The sequence below is a fragment of the Mesorhizobium sp. M6A.T.Cr.TU.017.01.1.1 genome, assembly GCF_004023115.1.
GTDB lineage: Bacteria > Pseudomonadota > Alphaproteobacteria > Rhizobiales > Rhizobiaceae > Mesorhizobium > Mesorhizobium mediterraneum.
In genome coordinates, this window is record NZ_RZTA01000011.1 from 65,535 (window position 1) to 90,224 (window position 24,690).

At 62.8% G+C, this 24,690-nt stretch carries 21 protein-coding genes; 18 read left to right on the plus strand and 3 right to left on the minus strand.

The window, feature by feature from the left end; all coding sequences use genetic code 11:
- Positions 1 to 31: 31 nt before the first annotated feature.
- From puuE to EOB36_RS05720, 10 genes are all read left to right on the plus strand, one after another.
- Positions 32 to 1,462 (plus strand): allantoinase PuuE, encoded by a 1,431-nt coding sequence (gene puuE, locus EOB36_RS05675; RefSeq protein ID WP_128284487.1) that lies wholly within the window; start codon positions 32 to 34, stop codon positions 1,460 to 1,462.
- 32 nt (positions 1,463 to 1,494) lie between these two features.
- On the plus strand, positions 1,495 to 2,358 hold the full coding sequence (locus tag EOB36_RS05680; protein ID WP_126103941.1) for a bifunctional allantoicase/(S)-ureidoglycine aminohydrolase: 864 nt from the start codon (positions 1,495 to 1,497) through the stop codon (positions 2,356 to 2,358).
- Positions 2,355 to 2,858 carry an ureidoglycolate lyase gene (locus EOB36_RS05685; protein ID WP_126103942.1) on the plus strand — a complete coding sequence of 168 codons (504 nt, stop codon included), beginning with the start codon at positions 2,355 to 2,357 and terminating at the stop codon, positions 2,856 to 2,858. Before EOB36_RS05680 ends, EOB36_RS05685 begins: the two co-directional genes overlap by 4 nt.
- Positions 2,858 to 3,451, plus strand: a complete 594-nt coding sequence (locus EOB36_RS05690) for a nucleoside deaminase (protein WP_128284488.1) — start codon at positions 2,858 to 2,860, stop codon at positions 3,449 to 3,451. The genes EOB36_RS05685 and EOB36_RS05690 overlap by 1 nt, the downstream gene beginning before the upstream one ends.
- Before the next feature lie 83 nt (positions 3,452 to 3,534).
- Positions 3,535 to 5,520, plus strand: a complete 1,986-nt coding sequence (locus tag EOB36_RS05695; RefSeq protein ID WP_127289897.1) for a CocE/NonD family hydrolase — start codon at positions 3,535 to 3,537, stop codon at positions 5,518 to 5,520.
- Between the two features lie 156 nt (positions 5,521 to 5,676).
- On the plus strand, positions 5,677 to 7,266 hold the full coding sequence (locus tag EOB36_RS05700; protein WP_095484403.1) for an ABC transporter substrate-binding protein: 1,590 nt from the start codon (positions 5,677 to 5,679) through the stop codon (positions 7,264 to 7,266).
- A 16-nt stretch (positions 7,267 to 7,282) separates the two neighbouring features.
- Positions 7,283 to 8,242: an ABC transporter permease gene (locus tag EOB36_RS05705; protein ID WP_128284489.1), complete on the plus strand. Its 960-nt coding sequence runs from the start codon at positions 7,283 to 7,285 to the stop codon at positions 8,240 to 8,242.
- A 10-nt stretch (positions 8,243 to 8,252) separates the two neighbouring features.
- Positions 8,253 to 9,077, plus strand: coding sequence for an ABC transporter permease (locus EOB36_RS05710; RefSeq protein WP_095484405.1), 825 nt, complete (start codon positions 8,253 to 8,255; stop codon positions 9,075 to 9,077).
- Complete coding sequence (locus tag EOB36_RS05715; protein WP_128284490.1) at positions 9,077 to 10,729, plus strand: ABC transporter ATP-binding protein; 1,653 nt, start codon at positions 9,077 to 9,079, stop codon at positions 10,727 to 10,729. The genes EOB36_RS05710 and EOB36_RS05715 overlap by 1 nt, the downstream gene beginning before the upstream one ends.
- Before the next feature lie 7 nt (positions 10,730 to 10,736).
- A complete protein-coding gene (locus EOB36_RS05720; protein ID WP_095484407.1) occupies positions 10,737 to 11,576 on the plus strand; it encodes an alkaline phosphatase family protein in 840 nt (279 codons plus the stop codon).
- Positions 11,577 to 11,640: 64 nt separating this feature from the next.
- Here the strand turns inward: EOB36_RS05720 and EOB36_RS05725 are convergent, their stop codons facing one another.
- Positions 11,641 to 12,645, minus strand: coding sequence for an NAD(P)-dependent alcohol dehydrogenase (locus EOB36_RS05725; RefSeq protein ID WP_128284491.1), 1,005 nt, complete (start codon positions 12,643 to 12,645; stop codon positions 11,641 to 11,643).
- Between the two features lie 498 nt (positions 12,646 to 13,143).
- Here EOB36_RS05725 and EOB36_RS05730 point away from each other — a divergent pair, with 498 nt between their 5' ends.
- Genes EOB36_RS05730 through EOB36_RS05740 form a run of 3 tightly spaced genes read left to right on the plus strand, consistent with a single transcriptional unit; the run spans position 13,144 to position 15,837 of the window.
- Positions 13,144 to 13,710 (plus strand): sigma-70 family RNA polymerase sigma factor, encoded by a 567-nt coding sequence (locus EOB36_RS05730; protein ID WP_095485055.1) that lies wholly within the window; start codon positions 13,144 to 13,146, stop codon positions 13,708 to 13,710.
- Positions 13,707 to 14,375, plus strand: coding sequence for an anti-sigma factor (locus EOB36_RS05735; RefSeq protein ID WP_128284492.1), 669 nt, complete (start codon positions 13,707 to 13,709; stop codon positions 14,373 to 14,375). Before EOB36_RS05730 ends, EOB36_RS05735 begins: the two co-directional genes overlap by 4 nt.
- The gene (locus tag EOB36_RS05740; protein WP_095484410.1) at positions 14,365 to 15,837 is read left to right on the plus strand and encodes a S8 family serine peptidase; all 1,473 of its coding nucleotides are present in this window, start codon (positions 14,365 to 14,367) and stop codon (positions 15,835 to 15,837) included. Before EOB36_RS05735 ends, EOB36_RS05740 begins: the two co-directional genes overlap by 11 nt.
- A 275-nt stretch (positions 15,838 to 16,112) precedes the next feature.
- On the opposite strand, the gene EOB36_RS05745 is transcribed toward EOB36_RS05740, so the two are convergent.
- Together EOB36_RS05745 and EOB36_RS05750 are read right to left on the minus strand one after the other, a co-directional pair.
- Positions 16,113 to 17,003 carry an ankyrin repeat domain-containing protein gene (locus tag EOB36_RS05745; RefSeq protein WP_128284493.1) on the minus strand — a complete coding sequence of 297 codons (891 nt, stop codon included), beginning with the start codon at positions 17,001 to 17,003 and terminating at the stop codon, positions 16,113 to 16,115.
- A 255-nt stretch (positions 17,004 to 17,258) separates the two neighbouring features.
- Positions 17,259 to 18,281, minus strand: coding sequence for a substrate-binding domain-containing protein (locus tag EOB36_RS05750; RefSeq protein WP_095484412.1), 1,023 nt, complete (start codon positions 18,279 to 18,281; stop codon positions 17,259 to 17,261).
- A 364-nt stretch (positions 18,282 to 18,645) separates the two neighbouring features.
- Between EOB36_RS05750 and EOB36_RS05755 the strand changes: the two genes are divergently transcribed.
- The 5 genes from EOB36_RS05755 to EOB36_RS05775 form a co-directional block, all read left to right on the plus strand.
- Positions 18,646 to 20,001, plus strand: coding sequence for an ABC transporter substrate-binding protein (locus EOB36_RS05755; protein WP_128284494.1), 1,356 nt, complete (start codon positions 18,646 to 18,648; stop codon positions 19,999 to 20,001).
- Between the two features lie 241 nt (positions 20,002 to 20,242).
- Positions 20,243 to 21,256, plus strand: coding sequence for a sugar ABC transporter permease (locus tag EOB36_RS05760; RefSeq protein WP_128284495.1), 1,014 nt, complete (start codon positions 20,243 to 20,245; stop codon positions 21,254 to 21,256).
- 1 nt (position 21,257) lies between these two features.
- Positions 21,258 to 22,412, plus strand: a complete 1,155-nt coding sequence (locus EOB36_RS05765) for a carbohydrate ABC transporter permease (protein WP_126103953.1) — start codon at positions 21,258 to 21,260, stop codon at positions 22,410 to 22,412.
- A gap of 4 nt (positions 22,413 to 22,416) precedes the next feature.
- Positions 22,417 to 24,081, plus strand: a complete 1,665-nt coding sequence (locus EOB36_RS05770; protein WP_128284496.1) for an alpha-glucosidase — start codon at positions 22,417 to 22,419, stop codon at positions 24,079 to 24,081.
- Positions 24,082 to 24,106: 25 nt separating this feature from the next.
- The coding region (locus tag EOB36_RS05775; protein ID WP_128284497.1) for an ATP-binding cassette domain-containing protein at positions 24,107 to 24,690 on the plus strand (584 nt) is incomplete at its 3' end.

Genomic DNA, 24,690 nt, shown 5'->3' on the forward strand with positions numbered 1-24,690 from the left:
ATCCTGATCACACCATCCGGCAGGAGTGACGATGCGTTACGAACGAGACATGCGCGGCTATGGCGCCAATCCACCGGATCCGAAATGGCCTGGCGGCGCGCATGTCGCGGTGCAGTTCGTCGTCAATTACGAGGAAGGCGGCGAGAACTGCGTTCTGCATGGCGACAAGGCTTCGGAGGCCTTCCTGTCCGAGATCGTTGGCGCCGCACCGTGGCTTGGCCAGCGCCACTGGAACATGGAATCGATCTACGAATACGGCGCGCGCGCCGGCTTCTGGCGATTGCTGCGCCTGTTCACCGAGGCTGAGGTGCCGGTGACCTGCTACGGCGTCGCCACAGCGCTGGCGCGCTCGCCCGATCAGGTCGCAGCGATGCAGGAGGCCGGCTGGGAGATCGCCTCGCATGGGCTGAGATGGATCGACTACCGCGATCATGCGCCGGAGGACGAGCGCCGCGACATGGCGGAGGCGATCCGGCTGCACTACGAAGTCACCGGCGCGCGCCCGACCGGCTGGTACACCGGCCGCACCTCGATCAACACTGTGCGGCTGGCGGCGGAAGAAGGCGGCTTCGACTATGTGTCGGACACCTATGACGACGAACTGCCTTACTGGTTCGAGCATGATGGGCCGGACGGGTCGACAAAGCCGCAACTCATCATCCCCTACACGCTCGACGCCAACGACATGCGCTTCGCGACGCCGCAAGGCTTCAACTCGGGCGACCAGTTCTTCGCCTATCTCAGGGACAGTTTCGACACGCTCTATGCCGAGGGGAAGCTAGGGCGGCCGCGCATGATGAATATCGGCCTGCACTGCCGTCTCGTCGGCCGGCCGGGCCGGGTCGCGGCGCTCAAGCGCTTTGTCGACTACGTCAAATCGCACGACAAGGTATGGCTGGCGCGGCGCATCGACATCGCCAGGCACTGGCAGGAGACCCATCCGTTCCGGCGGCCGGCGCTGCGCCCGTCGAAAATGGAGTTCGAGGCCTTCGTCCAGGCATTCGGTGGGATGTTCGAGCATTCGCCGTGGATCGCCGAACGCGCCTACGAGTTCGAGCTCGGCCCGGCGCATGACAGCGCCGGCGGCCTCCATAATGCACTGTGTCGTGTCTTTCGCGGCGCCAGCGAGGCCGAGCGGCTCTCCGTGCTCAACGCCCACCCCGACCTTGCCGGCAAATTGGCGCAGGCCAAGCGGCTGACGGCGGAATCGGCCAGAGAGCAGGCTTCAGCCGGGCTCGACGCACTGACCGATAAGGAGCGCGAGCTGTTCTCAAAACTCAATGCCGCCTACGTCACGTCCTTTGGCTTTCCCTTCATCATCGCGGTGAAAGGCAAGACCAAGGTGGAAATCCTGGCGGAGTTCGAGGCGCGCAGCGGCAACACCCGCGGCGTCGAATTCGACACCGCTTGCAAACAGGTCGAGCGCATCGCGCTGCTTCGCCTCAAGGACTTACTTCCGTAATGGGCTTTGGCTCCCGCAATAGGCTTGAACTCATGGATACGATCAAGATGGCCGACCGAACCTATTACGCGCCGCATGGCGGCCACCCCGGCCAGAGCGAGCTGCTGACCGGCCGGGCCGTCTTCACCGAGGCCTATGCAGTCATTCCCCGAGGCGTGATGCAGGACATCGTCACCAGCGCCTTGCCGTTCTGGGACAAAACCCGAGTCTGGGTGCTGTCGCGCCCATTGTCCGGCTTCGCCGAGACGTTCTCGCAATATATCGTCGAGGTCGCGCCCGGCGGCGGCAGCGACCGGCCGGAACCGGATGCCGGCGCCGAGGGCGTCTTGTTCGTGGTCGAGGGCGAGCTGAGCGTCTTGCTGGCTGGCGAGAAACATGTCCTGCAGCCGGGTGGCTTTGCTTTCCTGCCGCCGGCCAGCGGATGGACCGTTCGCAACGAGAGTGGTGCTGCTGTCCGCTTCCACTGGATCCGCAAGGCCTACGACGCCGTTGAAGACATCGATCCGCCGCAGGCCTTTTTTGCCAACGAAAGGGACATCGCGCCCACGCCCATGCCCGGCACCGAAGGCAGATGGGCGACGACGCGCTTCGTCGATCCTGAAGACATGCGCCACGACATGCATGTCACCGTCGTCACGCTCGAGCCCGGCGCGGTTATCCCCTTCGCCGAAACCCATGTCATGGAGCACGGCCTCTATGTGCTGGAAGGCAAGGCGGTCTATCGCCTCAACCAGGACTGGGTCGAGGTCGAGGCCGGCGACTATATGTGGCTGCGCGCCTTCTGCCCGCAGGCCTGCTATGCCGGCGGGCCCGGCAAATTCCGCTATCTTCTCTACAAGGACGTCAATCGGCACGCCAAGCTTGGCGGTGCCGGCATCGCGAAGCGCGTGCCATGAGCCGCATTGTCGCCCGGCCGCTGACCCGCGAGAGCTTCGCCGAATTCGGCGACGTCATCGATATGGGCGGCGACAATCACTACCCGATCAATGGCGGCAAGGCCGAGCGTTATCACGACCTCGCCACGGCGCAAGCGCTGGGGCCGAATGCGCGCGTGCTGATCTCCATGGTGCGGGGCGCGCCCTACGATTTTCCGCTGAAGCTCACCATGGTCGAGCGTCACCCGTTCGGCAGCCAGGCCTTCATCCCGCTGTCGCCACGGCCGTTCCTGGTCATCGTCTGCCATGATGGCGACGAAGGTCCAGGCGAGCCGCACGCCTTCATCACCGCGCCCGGGCAAGGCGTCAACTATCCGCGCAATCTGTGGCACGGCGTGCTGACGCCGATCGGCGAGGCCCAGGATTTTCTCGTCGTCGATCGCGGCGGCGACGGCTCCAACCTCGAAGAGTGCCATTTCTCGCACGCCTACGAGATCCACCTTCCCGATGGGACCGCATGATGGCCGACGTCTCGCTGATCGACCGCCTGCTCGACGTCATCGAGCATGACATCGTGCCGAAGACGGCCGAAGGCGTCGCCCACGGCAATAAGCTGTTCGGCGCGGCGATCATGAGAAAGGGCGACCGCTCGCTGGTGCTCGCTGAAACCAACAACGAGACGGAGAATCCGCTCTGGCATGGCGAAGTGCACTGCCTGAAGCGATTCTATGAAATGCCGAAGGCCGAGCGCGTCGACACCAAGGACGCCATCTTCCTCGCCACGCACGAACCCTGCTCGCTCTGCCTGTCGGCGATCACCTGGACCGGCTTCGATAATTTCTACTATTTGTTCAGCCACGAGGATTCGCGCGACAGCTTCGCCATTCCGCACGATTTGAAAATCCTGAAGGAGGTCTTCACCCTCGACCCCGGCGGCTACAATGCCGAGAACGCCTATTGGAAGAGCTTTTCGATCCGCAAATTGGTGCGGTCACTGCCCGAGGCCGAGCGCCTGCGGCTGGAAACGCGGATCGGCACCATTTTGGCGCGCTATGACGAACTGTCCAGCGCTTACCAGGCGAGCAAGACCGAGAACGACATTCCGTTGAGTTGACGCGGATTGACCAGCCGAATTCGTTGGCTGGCCCACGACGCGGCAGGCTTGGGCTCCATCATGCAGTCACCTAGGAGCCCAGCATGAAAACCGTCACTGAATTTCCCCGCAAGGTCGTCGAATTTCCGGATATGGGGATCGTCATGCCGGATGGCTGCCGGCTGTCGGCGCGAGTGTGGATGCCCGACGACGCCAGCGACGATCCGGTGCCGGCGATCCTTGAGCATCTGCCTTACCGCAAGCGCGACAGCACGATCTTTCGCGATCAGCTGACGCATCCCTATTTCGCCGGCCACGGCTACGCCTCGATCCGCGTCGACATGCGCGGCAATGGCGATTCCGAAGGGCTTATGGATGACGAATATTCCGAGCAGGAATTGCAGGACGCCTGTGATGTGATCGCCTGGGCGGCGGCCCAGCCCTGGTGCAACGGCAAAGTCGGCATGATGGGCATCTCCTGGGGCGGCTTCAACTGCCTGCAGACAGCAGCCAAGCAGCCGCCGGCGCTGAAGGCGGTGATCAGTCTCTGCTCGACCGTCGACCGCTATGCCGACGACATCCACTACAAGGGCGGCTGCCTGCTGATCGAGAACTTCGGCTGGGCCTCGACCATGCTGTCCTATTCGTCGCGACCGCCGGACCCGCTGCTGGCCGGCGACAACAGATGGCGCGACCTGTGGCTGACCCGGCTGGAGAACCAGCCCTTCCTGGCGCCGCTGTGGCTGAGGCACCAGCACCGCGACGCCTATTGGAAGCGCGGCTCGATCTGCGAGGACTATTCCGCCATTAAAGCCGCCGTGCTGTCGATCGGCGGCTGGCATGACGGCTATCGCAACACCATTTCCCATCTCGCCGCCAATATCGAGGCGCCGGTCAAGGGCATCGTCGGCCCCTGGATCCACAAGTACCCGCACTACGCAGCACCGAAACCAGCGATCGGCTTCCTGCAGGAGGCCTTGCGCTGGTGGGACCGCTGGCTAAAGGGCATCGACACCGGCGTCGAGGCCGACCCGGCCTACCGCGCCTATGTGATGGACAGCGTGCGCCCCGCGCGCTGGCATCCGGAGCGGCCGGGCCGCTGGGTCGCTGAATCGGTGTGGCCGTCGCCCGAAATCGAGACACGTGAGATCGAGCTGATCCATGAAGGCGCCAAGCCGGTAATCGTCGCTTCGCCGCAAAGCTGCGGCCTTGCCGGCGGCGAATACTTTCCCTTCACCTTCGGCCCGGAATTGCCCGGCGACCAGCGCCCCGACGATGCATTATCGGTGTGTTTCGACCAGCCGGTGCTAACACAGGCGATCGACATTGTCGGCGCGCCGGAAGCACTGGTCAGGGTTTCGTCCGACCGGCCTCAAGCGAACATCGCGATCCGGCTGTGCGACGTGCATCCCGACGGCGCGTCGGAGCTGATCTCCTATGGCGTGCTCAACCTGACGCATCGCAACTCGCACGAATTCCCCGAGGCGCTGGTGCCGGGCGAAACCGTCAGCGCCCGTGTGGTGCTCGACCAGTGCGCCTATCGCGTGCCATCAGGCCACCGCCTGCGTATTGCCGTTTCGAACGCCTATTGGCCGATGATCTGGCCATCGCCGGAGCCGGTCCGGCTCGACCTGTCGGCGGCGACACTGAAGCTGCCGTTGCGCCCGCTGGCGCACCGCGATGAAGTCACGTTCCCCTCGCCCGAGGCCGCCGCGCTCTGGGCGACCGAAACGGTCCGCGTCGCCAATTCCGAACGTCATGTCGACCGCGACGAGAAGACCGGAATCGTCACGCTTTCCATCGTCGACGATTTCGGCGAGGTGCGCGACCTGGAGCATGGCCTTGCCAATGGCAGCATCGCGAGTGAGACATGGGCGATCCATCCGGACAATCCACTGTCGGCGTCGGGCAAGACGCACTGGACGCAGACGCTGTCGCGAAATGGATGGTCGGTGCGCACCGAAACATCAGCCGAAATGCGGTCCGACGCGCAAAGCTTCATGGTAAGCGCCAGAATCGAAGCCTATGAAGGCGAGAAACTGGTTTTCGAGCGCTCTTTCGAAGAGAAAATCCCGCGCGCGCTGCTTTGAGCGCTTATGCGGATTGGTCCAATTGCGACGTACGATTTACGCCACGGCATGTCGCATTCGGTCTTGCTTACGGCGTTCCCTTGCGGTCATTATTCTCCTCACAAGAAATGATAAAAAACGACCACAAGGTCGAACCAACAGAGTGAGGAACTCAACATGTCGAACGAACTGGAATTTCTCAGCCGGCGCGTCGCGTCCGGCAAACTGAGCCGTCGTGATTTTCTCGGCCGGGCGGCAGCGCTCGGCGTCACCGCGACCTTCGCCAACTCGCTGCTTTCAAGTGCGGCGCGCGCCGCGGGTCCGGTCAAGGGCGGCACGCTGAAGGCCGGCCTGGTCGGCGGCGAGTCCACCAACAGCCTCGATCCGGCCCTGTTCATGACCCAGGTGCCGTTCGCCTTCGGCAAGATGTGGGGCGAACTGATCGTCGAGCTTTCCCCGGAAGGCAATCTCGAGAACCGCATCGCCGAGGAGATCGGCTCGTCGGACGACGCCAAGGTCTGGACGCTGAAGATCCGCGACGGCGTCGAATTCCACAATGGCAAGACGGTGACCGCCGAGGACGTGGCCGCCACGCTCGAACGCCATTCGGACGAGAAGTCGAAGTCGGGCGCGCTCGGCTACATGAAAGGCATCGAGAGCATCAAGGCCAGCGGCAAGGAAGTCGTGCTGACGCTGAAGGAAGCCAATGCCGACCTGCCCTATCTGCTTAGCGATTACCATTTGATCATCCAGCCCAATGGCGGCAAGGACAAGGCCGACGCCGGCATCTCGGCCGGACCCTACAAGATCACCACCAACGAACCCGGCGTGCGCCATGGCGGCGAGCGGTTCGCCAATTACTGGCAGGCCGACAAGATGGGCCATGCCGACCAGATCGAGATCATCGTCATCAACGACGCCACGGCGCGCACTTCTGCCTTGCAGGGCGGCCAGGTCAACATGATCAACCGCGTCGAGCCGAAGATCGTCGACCTGATCAAGCGGCTGCCCGGCGTTACCATCCGCAACCATGCGGGTCCTGGCCACTACGTCTTCATCATGCATTGCAACACGGCGCCGTTCGACAACAACGATTTGCGCATGGCGCTGAAGCTGGCGATCGACCGCGAGGAGATGCTCGACAAGATCCTCAGAGGCTATGGCTCGCTCGGCAACGACTTTCCGATCAACTCGGCCTATCCGCTGTTTTCCGAGGACATCGAGCAGCGCAAATACGATCCCGACAAGGCAAAGTTCCACTACAAGAAGTCGGGCCATGACGGCGCCGTCCTGCTCAGGACATCGGACGTCGCCTTCCCAGGCGCAGTCGACGCCTCGCAACTGTTCCAGCAGAGCGCGGCCAAGGCCGGCATCACGCTGGAGATCAAGCGCGAGCCGGGCGACGGCTACTGGTCGGAAGTATGGAACAAGCAGCCCTTCTGCGCCTCCTACTGGGGCGGACGCTCGACGCAAGACCAGATGTATTCGACTGCTTACCTGTCGACGGCCGACTGGAACGACACGCGTTTCAAGCGTCCCGATTTCGACAAGATGGTGCTGGCGGCGCGTGCCGAGCTCGACGAAGCCAAGCGCAAGGCGATGTATCGCGACATGGCGATGCTCGTCCGCGACGAAGGTGGCCTGATCCTGCCGATGTTCAACCAGTTCATCGACGCGACGGGCGCCAAGGTCGCCGGCTGGGTCGACGATCCGCATCAGGAGCTGATGAACGGGTACGCTCTGGCAAAGTGCTGGCTCGAAGCCTGAGCCCGGCCTTGCGGATATGTCCTCACCCATCGTGATACTGGTGGCCCAGCGCATTGCGCTGGGCATTCTCCTGCTGTTGGCCGTATCGGTCCTGATCTTCGCCGGCACCCAGATCCTGCCCGGCGACGTCGCGCAAGCCATCCTCGGACAGTCGGCGACACCGGAGTCGCTCGCCAATCTGCGCGAGCAGCTCGGCCTCAACGATCCGGCCTTTATCCGCTATTTCCGCTGGCTCGGCGGCGTCGTGACCGGCGATCTCGGCACTGCCATGTCAAGCGGGCAGGATATTGCGACGTCGATCAAGGGGCGGTTGTGGAACACGCTGTTCCTCGCCTTCTGGGCGGCGGTCGTGGCCGTGCCGCTGGCGATCATCCTCGGCCTGATCGCAGTGCGTTACCGCAATGGCTGGGTCGACAAGCTGATCTCCGGACTGGCGCTTGCTTCGACGTCGTTTCCCGAATTCTTCATCGGTTACGTGCTCGTCTATTTCTTTGCCGTGAAATACCAGATCTTCCCCGGCATCTCGACGGTCTATGACGGAATGCCGTTCGGCGAGCGCATGCAGGCGATCATGCTGCCGGCGGCGGCACTGACGCTGGTGGTGCTCGCCCACATGATGCGCATGACGCGCGCCGCGATCCTCAACGTCATGCAGTCGGCGTATGTGGAAACCGCCGAGCTCAAGGGGCTTTCGGCATTCGCCGTCATTCGCAGGCATGCCTTCCCCAATGCGATTGCGCCGATCATCAACGTCGTCATGCTCAACCTCGCCTACCTGATCGTCGGCGTCGTCGTCGTCGAAGTGATCTTCGTCTATCCGGGCATGGGCCAATATCTCGTCGACCACGTCACCAAGCGTGACGTGCCGGTGGTGCAGGCGGTCGGCCTGATCTTCGCCGCCGTTTATATCAGCCTGAACATCGTTGCGGACATAGCGGCGATCGTCGCCAATCCGCGTCTCAGACACCCGAAATAGGGGAGAGGGCATGCTCGACATAAAACGCATCCCCATCCCTGCGCTGATCGGCCTGGTGCTGACGGCATTGTTCGTGCTGGCGGCGATCTTCGCGCCGTGGATCGCGCCGTACGGCAATGGCGAGATCGTCGGCGACGTCTGGGCACCGATGTCGGCGACACATTGGCTGGGCACCGACAATCTCGGCCGCGACCTCCTTTCGCGCATGATCTACGGCGCCCGCGTCACGCTGTTCATCGCGGTGCTGGCCACCGCCCTGTCCTTCTCGCTCGGCGCCATCCTCGGCTTCTCGGCGGCGGTTTTCGGCGGCTGGTTCGACACGCTTATGTCGCGCCTTGTCGATCTCCTGATGTCAATTCCGACGCTGATCATGGGCCTCGTCGTGCTGTCCGTGCTGCCAACCAATCTGGTGACGCTGATCCTGGTCATGGGCATCCTCGACTCGACCCGCGTTTACCGCCTGTCGCGGGCAGTCGCCGTCGACATCAACGTCATGGATTTCGTCGAGGCGGCCAAGCTGCGCGGCGAAGGCAGCATGTGGATCATTTTCCGCGAAATCCTGCCCAACGCGTTGTCGCCGCTGGTTTCGGAACTTGGCCTGCGCTTCATCTATGCCGTGCTGTTCCTGTCGACGCTGTCCTTCCTCGGGCTCGGCGTGCAGCCGCCTAGCGCCGACTGGGGCGGCATGGTCAAGGAAAACAAGGATGGCATCGTCTTCGGCATCGCGGCGGCGCTCATCCCTGCGGCGGCGATCGCCATGCTGGCGATTTCAGTCAATCTGGTCGCCGACTGGGTGCTCAACCGCACGACAAGCCTGAAGGGAGGGCGCGGGTGATGGCTGACCAGCGAGCAAAGTCCGTGCTGCTCGATATCCGCAATCTGCGCATCGAGGCCACGGTGTTCCCGCCAGGCGAGCCGCCCAAGAACATCGTGCTTGTCCACGACGTCTCACTGACGCTCGAGAAGGGCAAGGTGCTCGGCCTGATCGGCGAGTCCGGCGCCGGCAAGTCGACCATCGGCCTGTCCTCGATGGGCTATGGCCGCGGCGGCGTCCGCATCACCGGCGGCGAGGTCATCCTGAACGGCCGCGACATCGTGAAGGGCGGCAAGGAGGGCTTTCGCAAGCTGCGCGGCCGCGAGGTCTGCTATGTCGCGCAATCGGCCGCGGCGGCCTTCAACCCGGCGCACAGGCTGATGGACCAGGTGGTCGAGGCGACGCTGCTGCACGGCACGGCGACACGGGCCGCGGCCGAGAAGCGCGCCGTCGCACTGTTCAAGAAGCTCAGCCTGCCGAACCCCGAAAGCATAGGCGAGCGGTTTCCGCACCAGGTGTCGGGCGGCCAGCTGCAGCGCGTGATGACGGCGATGGCGCTCTGTTCCGAGCCCGACCTGATCGTCTTCGACGAGCCGACCACGGCGCTCGACGTGACGACGCAGATCGACGTGCTGGCGGCGATCAAGGACGCCATCCGCGACACCCATGTCGCGGCGCTCTACATCACCCACGACCTTGCCGTCGTCGCCCAGGTCTCGGACGAGATCATGGTGCTGCGCCACGGCCGGCTGGTCGAATGGGGCGGCACCCGTCAGATCATCAAGGAACCGCGCCAGGAATACACCAATGCGCTGGTCTCGGTGCATGAGATCGAGCACCAGGAACAGAAGCCCGGCACGACGCCGTTCCTGTCTGTCAAGAACATCACCGCCGCCTATGGCCGCAGTCACATCAAGGTGCTGAAGAACGTCTCGGTCGACATCTATCCAGGCCAGACGCTGGCGGTGGTCGGCGAGTCCGGCTCGGGCAAGTCGACGCTGGCGCGCGCCGTCACCGGCCTGTTGCCGCCCGAACAAGGCACCGTCACCTTCGACGGACGTCCACTCGCCAACCGGCTTGCCGACCGGCCGAAGGAGGATCTGCGCCAATTGCAGATGATCTACCAGATGGCCGACGTGGCGATGAATCCGCGCCAGACCGTCGGAACCATCATCGGCCGGCCGCTCGAATTCTATTTCGGTCTGCGTGGAAGGCAACGTGACGCCCGCGTCGCCGAGCTGCTCGACAAGATCGAGATGGGCAAGGGCTTCGTCGACCGCTACCCGGCCGAGCTTTCCGGTGGCCAAAAGCAGCGCGTCTGCATTGCCCGCTCGCTTGCCGCCAAGCCGAAGCTGATCATCTGCGACGAGGTCACCTCGGCGCTCGACCCACTGGTGGCCCACGGCATCCTGAAGCTGCTGCTCGAGCTGCAGAAAGAGGAAAACGTCGCCTATCTGTTCATCACCCACGACCTCGCCACGGTGAAGTCGATCGCCGATTCGATCGCGGTGATGTATCGCGGCGAGGTGGTGCGCTACGGCGCGAAGAGCCAGGTGCTGGCGCCGCCCTTCGACGACTATACAGACCTTCTCTTGTCCTCGGTGCCCGAAATGGAGATCGGCTGGCTGGAGAAGGCGATCAAGGGACGGCGCATGGCAAGCGCCGGGAATTAGACACCCGGTGGCGTTGAATACAAAACTTCTGCTCATCATCCTCGACGGCGTGCCTTACCGCAATTGGCGCCGGCTGATGGGCAATCTCGAAGGCTGGGTGCAATCGGGCGAAGCGCGTGTCTGGAAGATGCGCTCCGTTCTGCCGTCGACCTCAGCCTGCTGCTATGCGTCGATCCATACCGGCGTGGCACCGCAAGTGCATGGCATCCTGACCAACGAGAGCCGGTTCCGCGTCAAGCAACCGGATATATTTTCGGAGGTCAGCAAGGCCGGCGGCAAGACCGGCGCGGTCACTCATTCCTACTGGTCCGAATTCTTCCGGGCCTATCCGTTCGATCTGGTCGAGGACATGGAGTTCGACGAGCCCGGCGGGCCGATCACGCATGGCCGGTTCCACACCATGACCGGCTACAACGCCCGCAACCAGATGACGCCGAGCGACGTCGACCTGTTCGCGACGCTGACCATGCTGACCAGGCGCCACCGCATCGACTACGGCATCCTGCACACCTGCACGCTGGACTCGATGGGCCACCGCTTCGGCCATGACTGCCATGAGATGGATCACGCCGTCTATGCGATGGACGGCATGCTCGCAGCCTTCCTGCCGCGCTGGCGGGAAGCCGGCTACGAGGTCATCGTCACAGCCGATCACGGCCAGACCGATCGCGGCCATCATGGCGGCCATGACGACGAGATGCAGGATTTTGCTCTGTATTATTTCGGACAGGGCGAGGGGCCGGAGGCCGGCACGCTGTTAGACCAGTTGCAGCTTGCGCCGACCGTGCTTGCCCGCCTCGGCGTGCCGGTGCCTGCGACGATGAAGGCCACGCCGTTCCTCGACTGAATGAATGCTGGCCCTCTCTCCTGCAGGCGCCGTGGCGCGATAGGGCAGCGACGCATATGTCGTATCAAAGTTCGAGACAAACCTTGCCAAAGTGCTTTTGGGATTCGTAGTACTTGAAGGCATTGGCGATCTCCTGCAGCGGAAAACCGCGGTCGATAGCTGGCTTCAAACGGTTGGCCTCGATGGCACGAATCATGTCTTCCTGGTCTGCCCTGCTGCCAATAGAAATTCCGCTGATCCTAATCTGATTGGAAAACAGGGCCGGGATCGAAACTTGTCCGGCAAAGCCAGTCAGGACGCCGATCAGGGCGATGTGGCCGCCCATCCCGCAAGCTGTTATCGACTGCGCCAACGTGCCCGGCCCGCCAACCTCGATCACGTGATCGACGCCGCGTCCGTCCGTCAAAATCCTTACCTTCTGGCCCCAATCCGGCACTGCCTTGTAATTGACGACAATGTCGGCTCCAAACCGCTTCAGCTTTTCCAGCTTTTCCTCCGATGAAGAGGTGGCAATAACGCGAGCGCCCGCAATTTTTGCGAATTGCAGCGCGAACAGCGATACACTTCCCGTGCCAAGGACCAGCACCGTATCACCGGGCTTCACCTGGCCGCACACCATCAGGGCTTTCCAGGCGGTAACGCCGGCACAGGTAAGCGTTGCCGCCTCCATATGCGTGAAGTCTGCCGGTGCCCTTGTGAAGGCATGCCAGGGCATGCACACATATTCGCGAGCATAGCCGTCAACATCATCTCCCAATTCGCCCGTCTTATTGGCTGGCGTCGGTTCGCCGGCCAGCCAATGGGGCCAATAGGTGCTGACGACGGCATCTCCGGCCTTGAATTGTTGGACATCGTCTGAGGCCGCAATCACTTGTCCAGCGCCATCGGACAGCGGGATTCGGCCATCGGCGCACGGTTTGTTTCCCAGCGCCACCATGCTGTCGTGGAAATTCAACGAACACGCTCGTATCCTGACAAGCAACTCACCCGGCCCTGGTTTCGGACAATCTTCCTCGACCAGCTTGAGATTTTCCAAGCCTCCCGGCGCTTTCAGCCTAATCAGTCTCATGGAAAGGTCCTTCCGATCGCGCAAGGCTTCATGCGCCTCACCAGTCGCATGGACGATTGACCGCGTCGAACACCGCCATCGGCGACTGATCCACGAGTCGCGGCCGAAAAGCTGTTGTTGGTCATGACTTTCACTTCTTCAGAGGGTTGCGGTTTGCGATCGGGACCTTAGTCGCCCGGCAGCGGACCGGTGAGTTACAAACCTGTCGGGAATCCCCTGTGCGGCGGCGTCGTCCAATGACGCTCCGCCCGAGGCTGAACGACTGCACCTTGCCGACTGGGATGAGCCGCCTAGTGGCCGCCATCATGGCGAGCCTGACGGCTGCCTTTTGCTTGGTGCCCCTGACTGAGACTGACCCCTAAAAACGGGGGGCAACGGTATACTCTGGCAACCTTTCCGCTCTTCGGTTAGCCTCCGCAAAAATCCGGGCGGAAAGCGGTGAACCTTTTTGGGCCGATCGGCGACAGAGCAGACAGGAGCCAGGCGGCTCGACCGGCCATGACGGCAGCGACGGAAACCGACCGCGCGCTTGTCAGCCGGGTCGCGAAGGGCGACCGTGCCGCCGTGCGGCTCCTGTTCATGCGCCACCACGCGCGGGTCTACCGCTTCGTGGTGCGCCAGACGGGATCGGAAATGATGGCCGATGATATCGCCAACGAGGTGTTTCTCGAACTCTGGCGCCAGGCGCCAGGCTTCGAGGGGCGCTCGGAAGTCTCGACATGGCTGCTCGGCATCGCCCGCTTCAAGGCGCTGTCGTCGCTGCGCAAGAAGAAGGAAGACCGGATCGACGACGATGACGCGGCCCAGGTCCCAGACAGCGCCGACACGCCGGAAGTCGTCACCATGAAGGAAGACAAGGGCGCCGCTTTGCGGCGCTTCGTCGATGCCTTGCCGGAAGAGCACCGCACGGTGATCGACCTTGCCTATTACCACGGACAGTCGGTGACCGAGATCGGGGAGGTGCTCGGCATCCCGGTTGCTACCGTCAAGACCCGGATGTTCTACGCCCGCAAGAAACTCGGCGAGGCGCTCAAGGCCGCCGGTTACGACAGGGGGTGGCCATGAGCGCCGCTGAAAAGATGTCGCGCCGCGATGAAATGGAAACGCTGCTGCCGTTCTATCTGAACGGCTCGCTGGAAGGCTCGGAACTCGAAGCCGTCGAGGAATGGCTGGCTTCCGATCCGGCGACGCTTGCCGCACTCGGCGAGGCCGAAGCCGAATTCTCCAGCACCGCTGCATCCAATGAGGCGATCCGCCCGCCGGCCGATGCGCTCGGCCGCTTCACCCGGGCGCTCGACGCCGAAGCCGGCCCCGTGCGCGCGCCGGCGACATCGTCCTGGCTGGCGCAGGTGTGGGGCCGCTTCATGGCGGTGCCGGCCGGCGTCGCCTGGGCTGCGGCGGCAGCACTGCTTGCCCTCGTCATGGTGCAATCGGTTGTTCAGCCAGGCGGCAAGGACGGCGATTTCGAAATTGCCGGCCAACAAGGCGATCTGACGAAAATGCCGTTCGCGCTGGTGACGTTCAAGCCGGATGCGAAGATGGCCGACATTGTCGCTTTTCTTGGCGAACACCAGCTGAAGATTGCCGGCGGGCCGACCGCCGACGGTGTCTTCCGCCTTGGCATCCCGGCCGCAACCGCAGCCGATTATCAAAAAGTGCTTGCTCTTATTGCCGCCCAGCCTTTCGCGGAGGCTGTGGTCGAGGGAAGGAGACCGGTTGATGGCGGCTAGGGCGGTCATTGGGTTTGCGGCGCTCCTTGTGGCGGCGATGACGCTCGCCGCCGCGCCCGCTTTGGCGCAGACCAATGATCCAAACCTCACCCAGACGGAAATCGACTGCCTCAACCGGGCGACGGCGGCGGCCGACTGTATCGAGGACGATACAAGAGACGGCAGCGGCGAAAAGCCCGGCGCTGGTTCCGCCGCGACAAATGCGGTCGTTCTTCCTGCGCTGATCGTTGACCTGTTTCCCAACCCGGTCGGCGGCGGCCAAGCTCCGCTGCCGACGCCCGATCCACGCCGCAATCCGGCCGGTCGGGCACTGCCGCCGCAGGCCGCCGGTGCGCCTGCGATACAGGCCGCCGCGACGGGCGGTCCGATCGTTTCGCCCAGCGATCTCGTCGCGGCCGAGCCGCCGCGCGCCGTCATCGGTGATTTCGTGCCCGACGAGGTGCTGGTGACGGTAGACGGCGACGCCGTCCAGCAGATCGCCGCCTCATTTGGCCTCGAGGTGCGCTCGCAGCGCCAGTCTCTGCTGCTCGGCACCACGCTGGTGCGCTTCGGCATTCCCGATGGCCGACCGGTCGGCGTCGTGCTGGCGCAGCTTGCCGCCGACGGCCGCACCATGCGGCGCGAGCCCAACCATATCTACTCGCTGCAACAGGCAGCCAGCATCGTCAATTATGCCTTCGAGCGCATCGCGCTGGATTCGAAAGCGGCCAGCGGCGAGAATGTGCGCGTCGCCGTCATCGACACCGCCATCGACGATGCCAATCCAGCACTCTCCGGCGTCATCGTCGATCAGTTCGACGCCATGCCCGATGTGCCGATCGAGGCGCGCGATCATGGCACCTCGATCGACGGCCTGATCGCCGGCGTCGGCGCGCTCAAAGGCATGGCGCCGGGCGCGAAAATCTACCATGCCCGAGCTTTCGAGGGCGGCAAGTCGACCATGGACATCATCCTGTCGGCGCTCGACTGGGCGGCAAGCCAAGATGTTCGCATCATCAATATGAGCTTCGTCGGACCGAAGAACGACCTGCTCGGCATCGCCTGCCGCAATGCTCGCGCCTTGGGCATCGTGCTGGTCGCCGCCGCCGGCAACAACGGGCCGAAGGCGCCCTACGGCTACCCCGCCGCCTTCGACGGCGTCATCGCGGTGACGGCCACTGATGCCAAGGACGGGCTGATGCAGCAGGCTAATCGTGGCGCCTACGTCTTCCTCTCCGCTCCTGGCGTCGAGATGGTGGCGCCGAGCGGCGCCGGCTCGGATGTGGTCACCGGCACCTCATTTGCCGCAGCCATTGTGACCGGCGCGATCGCCAATCTGTTGCATGCCGCGCCCGATCGTTCCGCCGACTGGGTCGAGAAGGCATTGGCCGGCACGGCCAAGGATCTCGGCCCCAAGGGACGAGACAATGATTTCGGCTATGGTCTGCTGGACACCAAGGCGGCCGCGGCAGCGAAGGAATAGGCGTAGGCTTAAACGCTTCTGCTTTTATGCACATCGAAACTCAATCACTGGCTGCCACCAGCGCCCGAGATTGGTGGAACTTAGACGTTCGAGCTGACTGCCGGATCGGCTTGGCCATGCCAAAACCCGTCAAATAGTTCGAAAACTGGCTAGTTCGTTTCATTGGCGGCTGATGCCCGCTGGGCAAGTGGCCCTTTTAGGGTCACCAGAGGTGCTACTTGAGCAAATCTAGCCGACGCAGGTCCGTAGCAGCACTTGCGCAAGAGATCATCGGTTCAGGGCAGCGGGATCGGCTTGTCACTGAGTGTGCGCAAGTAGGCGATCATGTTGACCCGTTCGGTCTCGTCCGGGACACCGGGAGTCTCCATCTTGACGCCCGGCGTGGTGAGCATGGGCTCGAAGAGAAATCTGTTCAGGTCCTCGTACGTCCATACACCCTCCCAGCCCAGCAAGGCCTCGGAGTAACGCATATCTGCCATGGATGCCTTGTCGCGGCCGACGACGCTCCACAAGTTCGGTCCTATTTTGTTCCCTCCCTGTGGCTCGGCTTCGTGGCAAGTAGTACACCGGCGGGTGTATTCGGTTCGGCCTTTCTCGACATCGGCAGAAGCCAACTTCATTGATATTGGCGCTGGCGTTGGCAAGACGACGCCATGCGCCAAGAGATAGTCGGCAATTTCGCGTTGCCCCCTGTTTTTTGCCAGATGGAGCGGCGTCTTGCCGTGCATTGCCTTCGCATTCACGTCCGCTCCGGCCTCGACCAGTGCCTTCACGCAGTCGAAACAATCGAGAGTGACGGCGACATGAAGGGCGAATTCGCCATCACGATCGGAATTTGGATCCGCGTCCCGCTCTAGCAACAGGTTTAACAGATCGATCTTGACTGTTCCGACAGCCGCCATCAGTGCGGGACCACCAGTCGTCTGGGCGTTGACGTCCGCACCACGTTCTATGAGCAGTTTTGCCGCTTCGATGTGGCCCATAAAGACCGCGAGATAGAGCGGCGTTGCGCTTCCATCACTCTCATCTACATCAGCGCCCGCATCGAGCGCTGCTGTGATCGCCGCGACATCGCCCTCCATGGCGGCATCGTGGATGGCGGCGGCTTGCGATACAATCGGAATGTGCAAAAGCAGCAGTGGAATGAGAAGCAAGGACACGCGCATTTGGCATCTCCCAAGGCAAACCGCAGTAAGCGTCACGGTTTCAAGACGGCAAAAGTATACCACGAATGCCTGATCGCAACCACGCCCACCGATGGCTCAATGGTGACAGCCCTTGAAAGAAAGACCGGCCATGTCCTTACTAGCCGTCTGGTAACGGGCCCAACGGTGCCATCCGAGGTCAACTTGCGCCGTCGCGCAAGTGACGTGGATGACTGGATCGAACTCGTCGCTCAGAATGATTTGGCTTCGACCCCCCTAACCCGGCGCGCCGGCGACCGATCCCCTGATCACCAGATCGACCGGCCAGACTTCGCCGCGGGCGCCCTCCTCCAGGCCGGAAATCCGCGCCGCCAGGCGCTCGGCGACGCGGGCGCCGGCCAGGCGGATCGACGAACGCGTCGTCGACAACGGCACCGAAAAATTCTCGGGCTTCAGCCAGGCGAAGACGTCGTCATGGGCGATCAGCGACAGGTCGCCCGGGATGGTCAGGCCGAGATCGCGCACCGCGCGCACGACGCCGAGCGCCATGATCAGGCTGGAGCAGGCGATCGCTGTCGGCGCATCGCTCTGCTCGAGCAACCGTCTGGCGGCGCGGTAGCCGTTCTCCTCGGTCATGGCGAGGGAACAGACATGGCCTTCGCCAAGCACCAGACCGCTCGCTGCCAATGCCCGGCGCACGCCACGCTCGCGGTGGATGGCGAAAGTCTCGCGGTCGTCGCCGTTGATCAGCGCCAACCGCCGGTGACCGAGCTGGACGAGCAGCCGTGCCGCCTCGTGGAAGGCACCCTCATTATCGATGTCGGTGAAAGGGTAGTCGAAATCGAGCCCTTCGCTGCGGCCATGGACGATAAACGGGATGCCGAGCGTGTTGACCAGCGCCACCCGCCGGTCGGCCGGCTTCGGCGAGGAGATGTAGACGGCGTCGACCTGCCGGTTGGCGACAATACGCCGGTAGGTCGTCTCCTGGTCGTCGGCATCGGCCGGGGACAGCGCCAGGTCGAGTTCATGCGAACGGGCATAGTCGCCGAGACCGGACAGGAATTCGACGAAATGCGGGTCGATGTCGACGGCCGTGCCGGTCGGCAAGACATAACCGATCATCCCGGTCTTGCCGGTGGCCAGCCGGCGCGCGCTCGGGTTGGGTCGGTAGCCGTGGCGCTTGGCTGCGTCGATCACCCGCCGGCGCGTTTCCTCATTGACTTCCGGGTAGCCGTTCAGCGCGCGGCTTACCGTTGTCTGCGAAAGCGCCAGCATGTGGGAGAGCTGTTTGAGGTTCACCGGAGGCCTCCAAGCCTCAAAGCGCTTTAACTATGGATCGGCCTAGCCGCTACGGGCAGCCCTGCCTGATGCAAAGACCATAAGCACCGTTTCCGACCAGTTTGAAGCAAAATATGCTGCCGCAGCGCCAAAAAAGCATGCTGCAGCGCACTTTAGTTGCTCTTATATCGCGAAAATTAAATCGATTAGCACGCGACCCCTCTTGACTCCTGATCGATTCAGTGGCGTGATCGAAAAGACCAAAGCGCTTTGGAAGACTCTTCGAAAGGTTGCGGTTCCTTTCCGACTGAGTCACAGTCCTGCAGCGTCGGCGGACGGAATGGAGGTTCCGTCCCGTGTTTGTCACCACTGGGAGGGAATACCGATGAAGAAAATGCTTCTGCTGAGCGCCGCCTTTGTCGCGCTCGCCTTGGGTGCACCGGCGCAAGCCGAACTGAAGTTCAAGCCGGGCGAAGATCCCCGCTTCAACTGGGCGAATTACGAAGAACTTCAGAAGGTCGACCTCAAGGGCGAGACGCTGTCGATCTTCGGACCATGGCGCGGCGAGGACGAGGGCCTCATCCGCACCGTTCTCGACTATTTCTCGGAAGCCACCGGCGCCGAGATCAAATACTCCTCGTCGGAAAATTACGAACAGCAGATCGTCATCGACACGCAAGCCGGCAGCCCGCCTAACATCGCCGTGCTGCCGCAGCCGGGCCTGATCCAGGACCTGGCGTCCAAGGGCCTGCTGACGCCGCTCGGCGACGACACCGCCAACTGGATCAAAGACAATTACGGCGCCGGCCAGTCATGGGTCGATCTCGGCACCTTCAACGACAAGGACGGCAAGCCGGGCTTCTTCGCCTTTCCCTACAAGGCCGACGTGAAATCGCTGGTCTGGTACTCGCCTGACAATTTCGAGGAAGCCGACTACGAGGTGCCGAAGACGCAGGAAGAGCTCGCCGAGCTCGAAAAGAAGATCATCGCCGACGGCGGCACGCCATGGTGCATCGGGCTCGGTTCGGGCGGCGCCACCGGCTGGCCGGCGACCGACTGGGTCGAGGACATCATGCTGCGCACCCAGACGCCCGAGACCTACGACAAGTGGGTGAAGAACGAGATTCCGTTCAACGATCCCGCGGTGGTCAATGCCATCGACGTTTTCGGCAAGATCGCGACCGACGACAAAATGGTCGACGGCGGCGCCAAGGCGGTGGCGGCGACCGACTTCCGCGACAGCCCGAAAGGCCTGTTCTCGGTGCCGCCGAAATGCTATCTGCATCATCAGGCGTCGTTCATCCCGACCTTCTTCCCGGAAGGCACCGAGATCGGCCAGGATGCCGACTTCTTCTACTTCCCACCTTACGCCTCCAAGCCCGACCTCGGCACCCCAGTGCTCGGCGCCGGCACGCTGGCCATGATCACCAAGGATAGCAAGGGTGCCCGCGCGTTCATCGAATTCCTGAAGATGCCGCTCGCCCATGAGATATGGATGGCCCAGGGCGGTTTCGTGACGCCGCTCAAATCGGTCAACAAGGATGCCTATGCCAGCGACGCGCTGAAGAAGCAGGGCGAAATCCTTGCCAAAGCCTCGACCTTCCGCTTCGACGGATCCGACCTGATGCCGGGCAAGATCGGCGCCGGCGCCTTCTGGACCGGCATGATCGATCTCGTCGGCGGCAAGTCCGCCCAGGATGTCGCCACCGACATCCAGAAGAGCTGGGACGCGATCAAGTAGGCGTCCCCGGCTGAACGTGCGGACCACCGATCCTGAATGGATCCGGGCCTCAATGGCCCGGATCCGACCGGCGGCCCGCGCCGCACCGATTGTCACGAGTACAACGACATTCCAGCTTGGAGTGCGATCAGCAATGGTGGAAACCGGGTTGCGTTCGATCGCTCTCAACAACTGAATCGGCCCATGATCCCGTCGCCAAAGCCATTCTCGACTGGCGGATCATGCGCAGAGGGAGGGACCCGTGGCGGCTCAGATTTTCTCGGCCATATTTGTCATCATCGTCGGCGTCGGCGGCTGCGTCGCCTATTTCTGGGGCGCCAACAAGCTGGTGGACATCATCTTCCCGTCGCGCGGCGTCGCAGGTGCTGCGGCCATCGACAATTTGCGCCGGCAGGGGATGATCCGGCCGTGGCTGTTCGTCGGCCCGGCCATGATAATCCTCACCATCTATTTGATCTACCCGGTCGTGGAAACGCTCAGGCTGTCGTTCCTCGATCGCGGCGGCGCCAATTTCGTCGGCTTCGCCAACTATGAATGGGCGCTCGGCGACCGCGAGTTCCGCACCTCCATCCTCAACAACATCATCTGGCTGGCGGTCGTGCCTGCCGCCTGCACCTTCCTCGGGCTGATCATCGCCGTCCTCACCGACAAGATCTGGTGGGGCACCATCGCCAAGAGCCTCATCTTCCTGCCGCTGGCCATCTCCTTTGTCGGCGCCAGCGTCATCTGGAAATTCATCTATGAGTATAGAGGCGCCGGCCAGACGCAGATCGGCTTGCTCAACGCCATCATCCAGTATTTCGGCGGCCAGCCGCAGGTCTGGATATCGCTGCCGTTCTGGAACAATTTCTTCCTGATGATCATCCTGATCTGGATCCAGACCGGCTTTGCCATGGTCATCCTGTCCTCAGCCTTGCGGGGGATTCCCGAAGAGACGCTGGAAGCGGCCGTCATCGACGGCGCCAATCCGTTCCAGATCTTCTGGAAGATCATGGTGCCGCAGATCTGGGGCACGATCGCCGTCGTCTGGACCACCATCACCATCCTGGTGCTGAAGGTGTTCGACATCGTGCTGACCATGACCAACGGCCAATGGAACAGCCAGGTGCTGGCCAATCTGATGTTCGACTGGATGTTCCGCGGCGGCGGTGATTTCGGCCGTGGCGCGACCATCGCCATCATCATCATGATCGCGGTCATTCCGATCATGGTCTGGAACATCCGCCAGGCGAACAAAGAGACGGGAGGACATTGAGATGGCCGTGGCGACCGGAAAGTCTTTTGCCAGCCGTTTCGGCGTCCATATCGCCGTCTTCATCTTCGTCGCGATCTGGACCATCCCGACCCTCGGCATTCTCGTCTCGTCGCTGCGCGACAAGGATCAGATCATCGCCTCGGGCTGGTGGAACTCGTTTGCCAGTTCCACCCAGACGGAAGCGGGCCGGCTGCCACCCGCCTCGGCGCAAGTCGAGAAGGACGGCAAGTTCGTCCTCGAGGGCAACATCTTCGGCGAGGATGCGGCCCGCGACATCAGCGCCTTCGGCGTCAAGTCGGCGGCGCCGACGCAATATCCCGCCGGCACGACAGCCGATCTCGGCGACGGCGAGACCTTGCAGCTCAACGCCGACGGCAGTTTCGTCATGACCTCAACGAAGCCCTTCGAGGGCAAGCGCGGCCAGCGCGTCTACTACGCCTCGTCGGCGCCGCCGAAGTTCACCACCGACAATTACAATACGGTGCTGTTTTCGGAGGGCATCGGCCGCTCGTTCATGAATTCGCTGACCGTCACCATCCCGGCGACTGTCATCCCGATCCTGATCGCGGCGTTCGCGGCCTATGCGCTGGCCTGGATGCGCTTTCCCGGCCGGGCATTGCTCATCGCGGTTATCATCGGCCTCCTGGTCGTGCCGCTGCAAATGTCGCTGATCCCGCTGCTGAAGCTCTACAACGGCGTCGGCAGCTTCTTCGGCGTGCCGTCGAAAACCTATCTCGGCATCTGGCTGGCGCATACCGGCTTCGGTCTGCCTTTCGCTATCTATCTCCTGAGAAGCTACATTGCCGGCCTGCCGCGCGAAATCATGGAATCGGCGCGCATCGACGGCGCCAGCGATTTCGAGATCTTCGTCAAGATCGTGCTGCCGCTGTCGTTCCCGGTGCTGGCCTCCTTCGCCATCTTCCAGTTTCTGTGGGTGTGGAACGACCTGCTGGTTGCGATGGTTTTCCTCGGCACTGAGGGCGACCAGATCGTGCTGACCGCCAAGCTCAATGCGTTGCTCGGCTCGCGCGGCGGCGACTGGGAGATCCTGACGACATCGGCTTTCATCACCATTGTCGTGCCGCTGATCGTGTTCTTCTCGCTGCAGCGCTATTTCGTCCGCGGGCTGCTCGCCGGCTCAGTGAAAGGTGGTTGAGATCATGCAATCCGCTGTGAAAGCGACGTTGAGCCCCGACCTCGCCGTCGGCCGCGACTGGTGGCGCGGTGCCGTGATCTACCAGATCTATCCGCGCAGCTATCAGGATTCGAACGGCGACGGCATCGGCGACCTCAGGGGCATCATCGCCAGGCTCCCCTATATCGCTGCGCTCGGCGTCGATGCCATCTGGATCTCGCCGTTCTTCAAATCACCGATGAAGGATTTCGGCTACGACGTGTCAGACTATTGCGACGTCGATCCGATGTTCGGCACGCTGGCCGATTTCGATGCCTTGACCGCCGAGTCGCACAGGCTCGGGCTCAAGGTGATGATCGACGAGGTGCTGTCGCATACGGCCGACATCCATCCGTGGTTTAGGGAAAGCCGCTCGAGCCGCACCAATCCCAAGGCAGACTGGTATGTCTGGGCCGACGCCAAGCCCGACGGCACGCCACCCAACAACTGGCTGTCAATCTTCGGCGGCTCTGCCTGGCAATGGGACACCAGCCGCCAGCAATATTACCTGCATAATTTCCTGGCCGAGCAGCCCGATCTTAATTTCCACAGTCGCGCCGTCCAGGACGCGCTGCTCGATGTCACCCGCTTCTGGCTGGAGCGCGGTGTCGACGGTTTCCGCCTCGACACCATCAACTTCTATTTCCACAGCCAGGGCCTGGAGGACAATCCGCCGCTGCCGCCCGAAGAACGCAACGACCAGACTGCTCCTTCCGTCAACCCTTACAACTACCAGGACCACCTCTACGACAAGAGCCGCCCCGAAAACCTCGGCTTCCTCGAGCGCTTCCGCGCCCTGCTCGACGAATATCCGGCGACAGCGGCGGTCGGCGAAGTCGGCGATTCGCAACGCGGGCTGGAGGTGGTGGCGGCCTATACGGCCGGCGGCAAGCGCGTGCACATGTGTTATTCGTTCGACTTCCTGGCGCCCGAAAAAATCAGCGCGGCCAAGGTGCGCTCGGTGCTGGAAGCCTTCGGCAAGGTCGCCAGCGACGGCTGGTCGTGCTGGGCGTTCTCCAACCACGACGTGATGCGCACTGCCTCGCGCTGGGCGGCCGGTGAAGCCGACCAGACCGCTTATCTCAAGGTGATCTCGGCGCTGCTGATGTCGCTGCGCGGCTCGGTCTGCATCTATCAGGGCGAGGAGCTTGGTCTTGGCGAAGCGGAATTGCAATTCGAGGATCTGCAGGACCCCTACGGCATCCGCTTCTGGCCGGAATTCAAGGGCCGTGACGGCTGCCGCACGCCGATGGTCTGGGATGGCTCCGACAGCAATGGCGGCTTCTCCAAGGCAAAGCCATGGCTGCCCGTGCCCGCCAAGCACCTTTCGCAAGCGGTCGATGTGCAGCAGGGCGACGACAGCTCGCTGCTTGAACACTACCGGCGCTTTCTCGCCTTCCGCCGTTTGCATCCGGCGCTGGCCAAGGGCGATATCGACTTCATCGAGAGCGAGGGCGATACGGTCGCCTTCACGCGCCGCGAGGGCAACGAGCAGATCGTCTGCGTCTTCAATCTCGGCAGCCGACCGGCGGAAGTCAATCTCGGCGGACGCTCGCTGCAGCCCTTGCCGGGGCACGGGTTTTGGGGACAGACTGGCGCCGGCTCTATCCGCCTCGGCGGCTACGGCGCCTGGTTCGGGCGCATCGACTGAGTTTGCAATTCACTGGAGGGAACCCATGGCCGATGTCACGCTAAGGCAAGTGAAGAAATCATACGGCAATCTCAACATTCTCCACGGTATCGACCTCGACATAAAGTCGGGCGAGTTCATCGTCTTCGTCGGCCCTTCGGGTTGCGGCAAGTCGACCTTGCTGCGGTCCATCGCCGGGCTTGAGGAAATCACCTCCGGGGAACTCAAGATCGCCGGCGAGGTGGTCAACGACGTGCCGCCGTCGAAGCGGGGCATCGCCATGGTGTTCCAGTCCTATGCGCTCTATCCGCACATGACCGTCTACGACAACATGGCGTTCTCGATGAAGATCGGCAAGGAGAGCAAGGCCGAGATCGACAAGCGGGTGCGCCAAGCGGCGGAAATCCTGCAGCTGACCAAATATCTCGACCGCTTGCCCAAAGCGATGTCGGGCGGCCAGCGCCAGCGCGTCGCCATCGGCCGCGCCATCGTGCGCAACCCGAAGGTCTTCCTGTTCGACGAGCCGCTGTCGAACCTCGACGCGGCACTGCGCGTCGCCACCCGCATCGAGATCGCCAAGCTCAAGGAGTCGATGCCTGCCACAACAATGATCTACGTGACCCACGACCA

Excerpts from the sequence above, each read along its gene's own strand:
- EOB36_RS05735 (WP_128284492.1), top strand. The coding sequence starts at position 13,707 with ATGAGCGCCGCTGAAAAGATGTCGCGCCGCGATGAAATGGAAACGCTG.
- EOB36_RS05700 (WP_095484403.1), top strand. The coding sequence starts at position 5,677 with ATGTCGAACGAACTGGAATTTCTCAGCCGGCGCGTCGCGTCCGGCAAA.
- EOB36_RS05705 (WP_128284489.1), top strand. The coding sequence starts at position 7,283 with ATGTCCTCACCCATCGTGATACTGGTGGCCCAGCGCATTGCGCTGGGC.
- EOB36_RS05745 (WP_128284493.1), bottom strand. The coding sequence starts at position 17,003 with ATGCGCGTGTCCTTGCTTCTCATTCCACTGCTGCTTTTGCACATTCCG.
- EOB36_RS05765 (WP_126103953.1), top strand. The coding sequence starts at position 21,258 with ATGGCCGTGGCGACCGGAAAGTCTTTTGCCAGCCGTTTCGGCGTCCAT.
- EOB36_RS05770 (WP_128284496.1), top strand. The coding sequence starts at position 22,417 with ATGCAATCCGCTGTGAAAGCGACGTTGAGCCCCGACCTCGCCGTCGGC.
- EOB36_RS05695 (WP_127289897.1), top strand. The coding sequence starts at position 3,535 with ATGAAAACCGTCACTGAATTTCCCCGCAAGGTCGTCGAATTTCCGGAT.
- EOB36_RS05730 (WP_095485055.1), top strand. The coding sequence starts at position 13,144 with ATGACGGCAGCGACGGAAACCGACCGCGCGCTTGTCAGCCGGGTCGCG.
- EOB36_RS05740 (WP_095484410.1), top strand. The coding sequence starts at position 14,365 with ATGGCGGCTAGGGCGGTCATTGGGTTTGCGGCGCTCCTTGTGGCGGCG.
- EOB36_RS05715 (WP_128284490.1), top strand. The coding sequence starts at position 9,077 with ATGGCTGACCAGCGAGCAAAGTCCGTGCTGCTCGATATCCGCAATCTG.
- EOB36_RS05680 (WP_126103941.1), top strand. The coding sequence starts at position 1,495 with ATGGATACGATCAAGATGGCCGACCGAACCTATTACGCGCCGCATGGC.
- EOB36_RS05690 (WP_128284488.1), top strand. The coding sequence starts at position 2,858 with ATGGCCGACGTCTCGCTGATCGACCGCCTGCTCGACGTCATCGAGCAT.
- EOB36_RS05710 (WP_095484405.1), top strand. The coding sequence starts at position 8,253 with ATGCTCGACATAAAACGCATCCCCATCCCTGCGCTGATCGGCCTGGTG.
- EOB36_RS05755 (WP_128284494.1), top strand. The coding sequence starts at position 18,646 with ATGAAGAAAATGCTTCTGCTGAGCGCCGCCTTTGTCGCGCTCGCCTTG.
- EOB36_RS05725 (WP_128284491.1), bottom strand. The coding sequence starts at position 12,645 with ATGAGACTGATTAGGCTGAAAGCGCCGGGAGGCTTGGAAAATCTCAAG.
- puuE (WP_128284487.1), top strand. The coding sequence starts at position 32 with ATGCGTTACGAACGAGACATGCGCGGCTATGGCGCCAATCCACCGGAT.
- EOB36_RS05685 (WP_126103942.1), top strand. The coding sequence starts at position 2,355 with ATGAGCCGCATTGTCGCCCGGCCGCTGACCCGCGAGAGCTTCGCCGAA.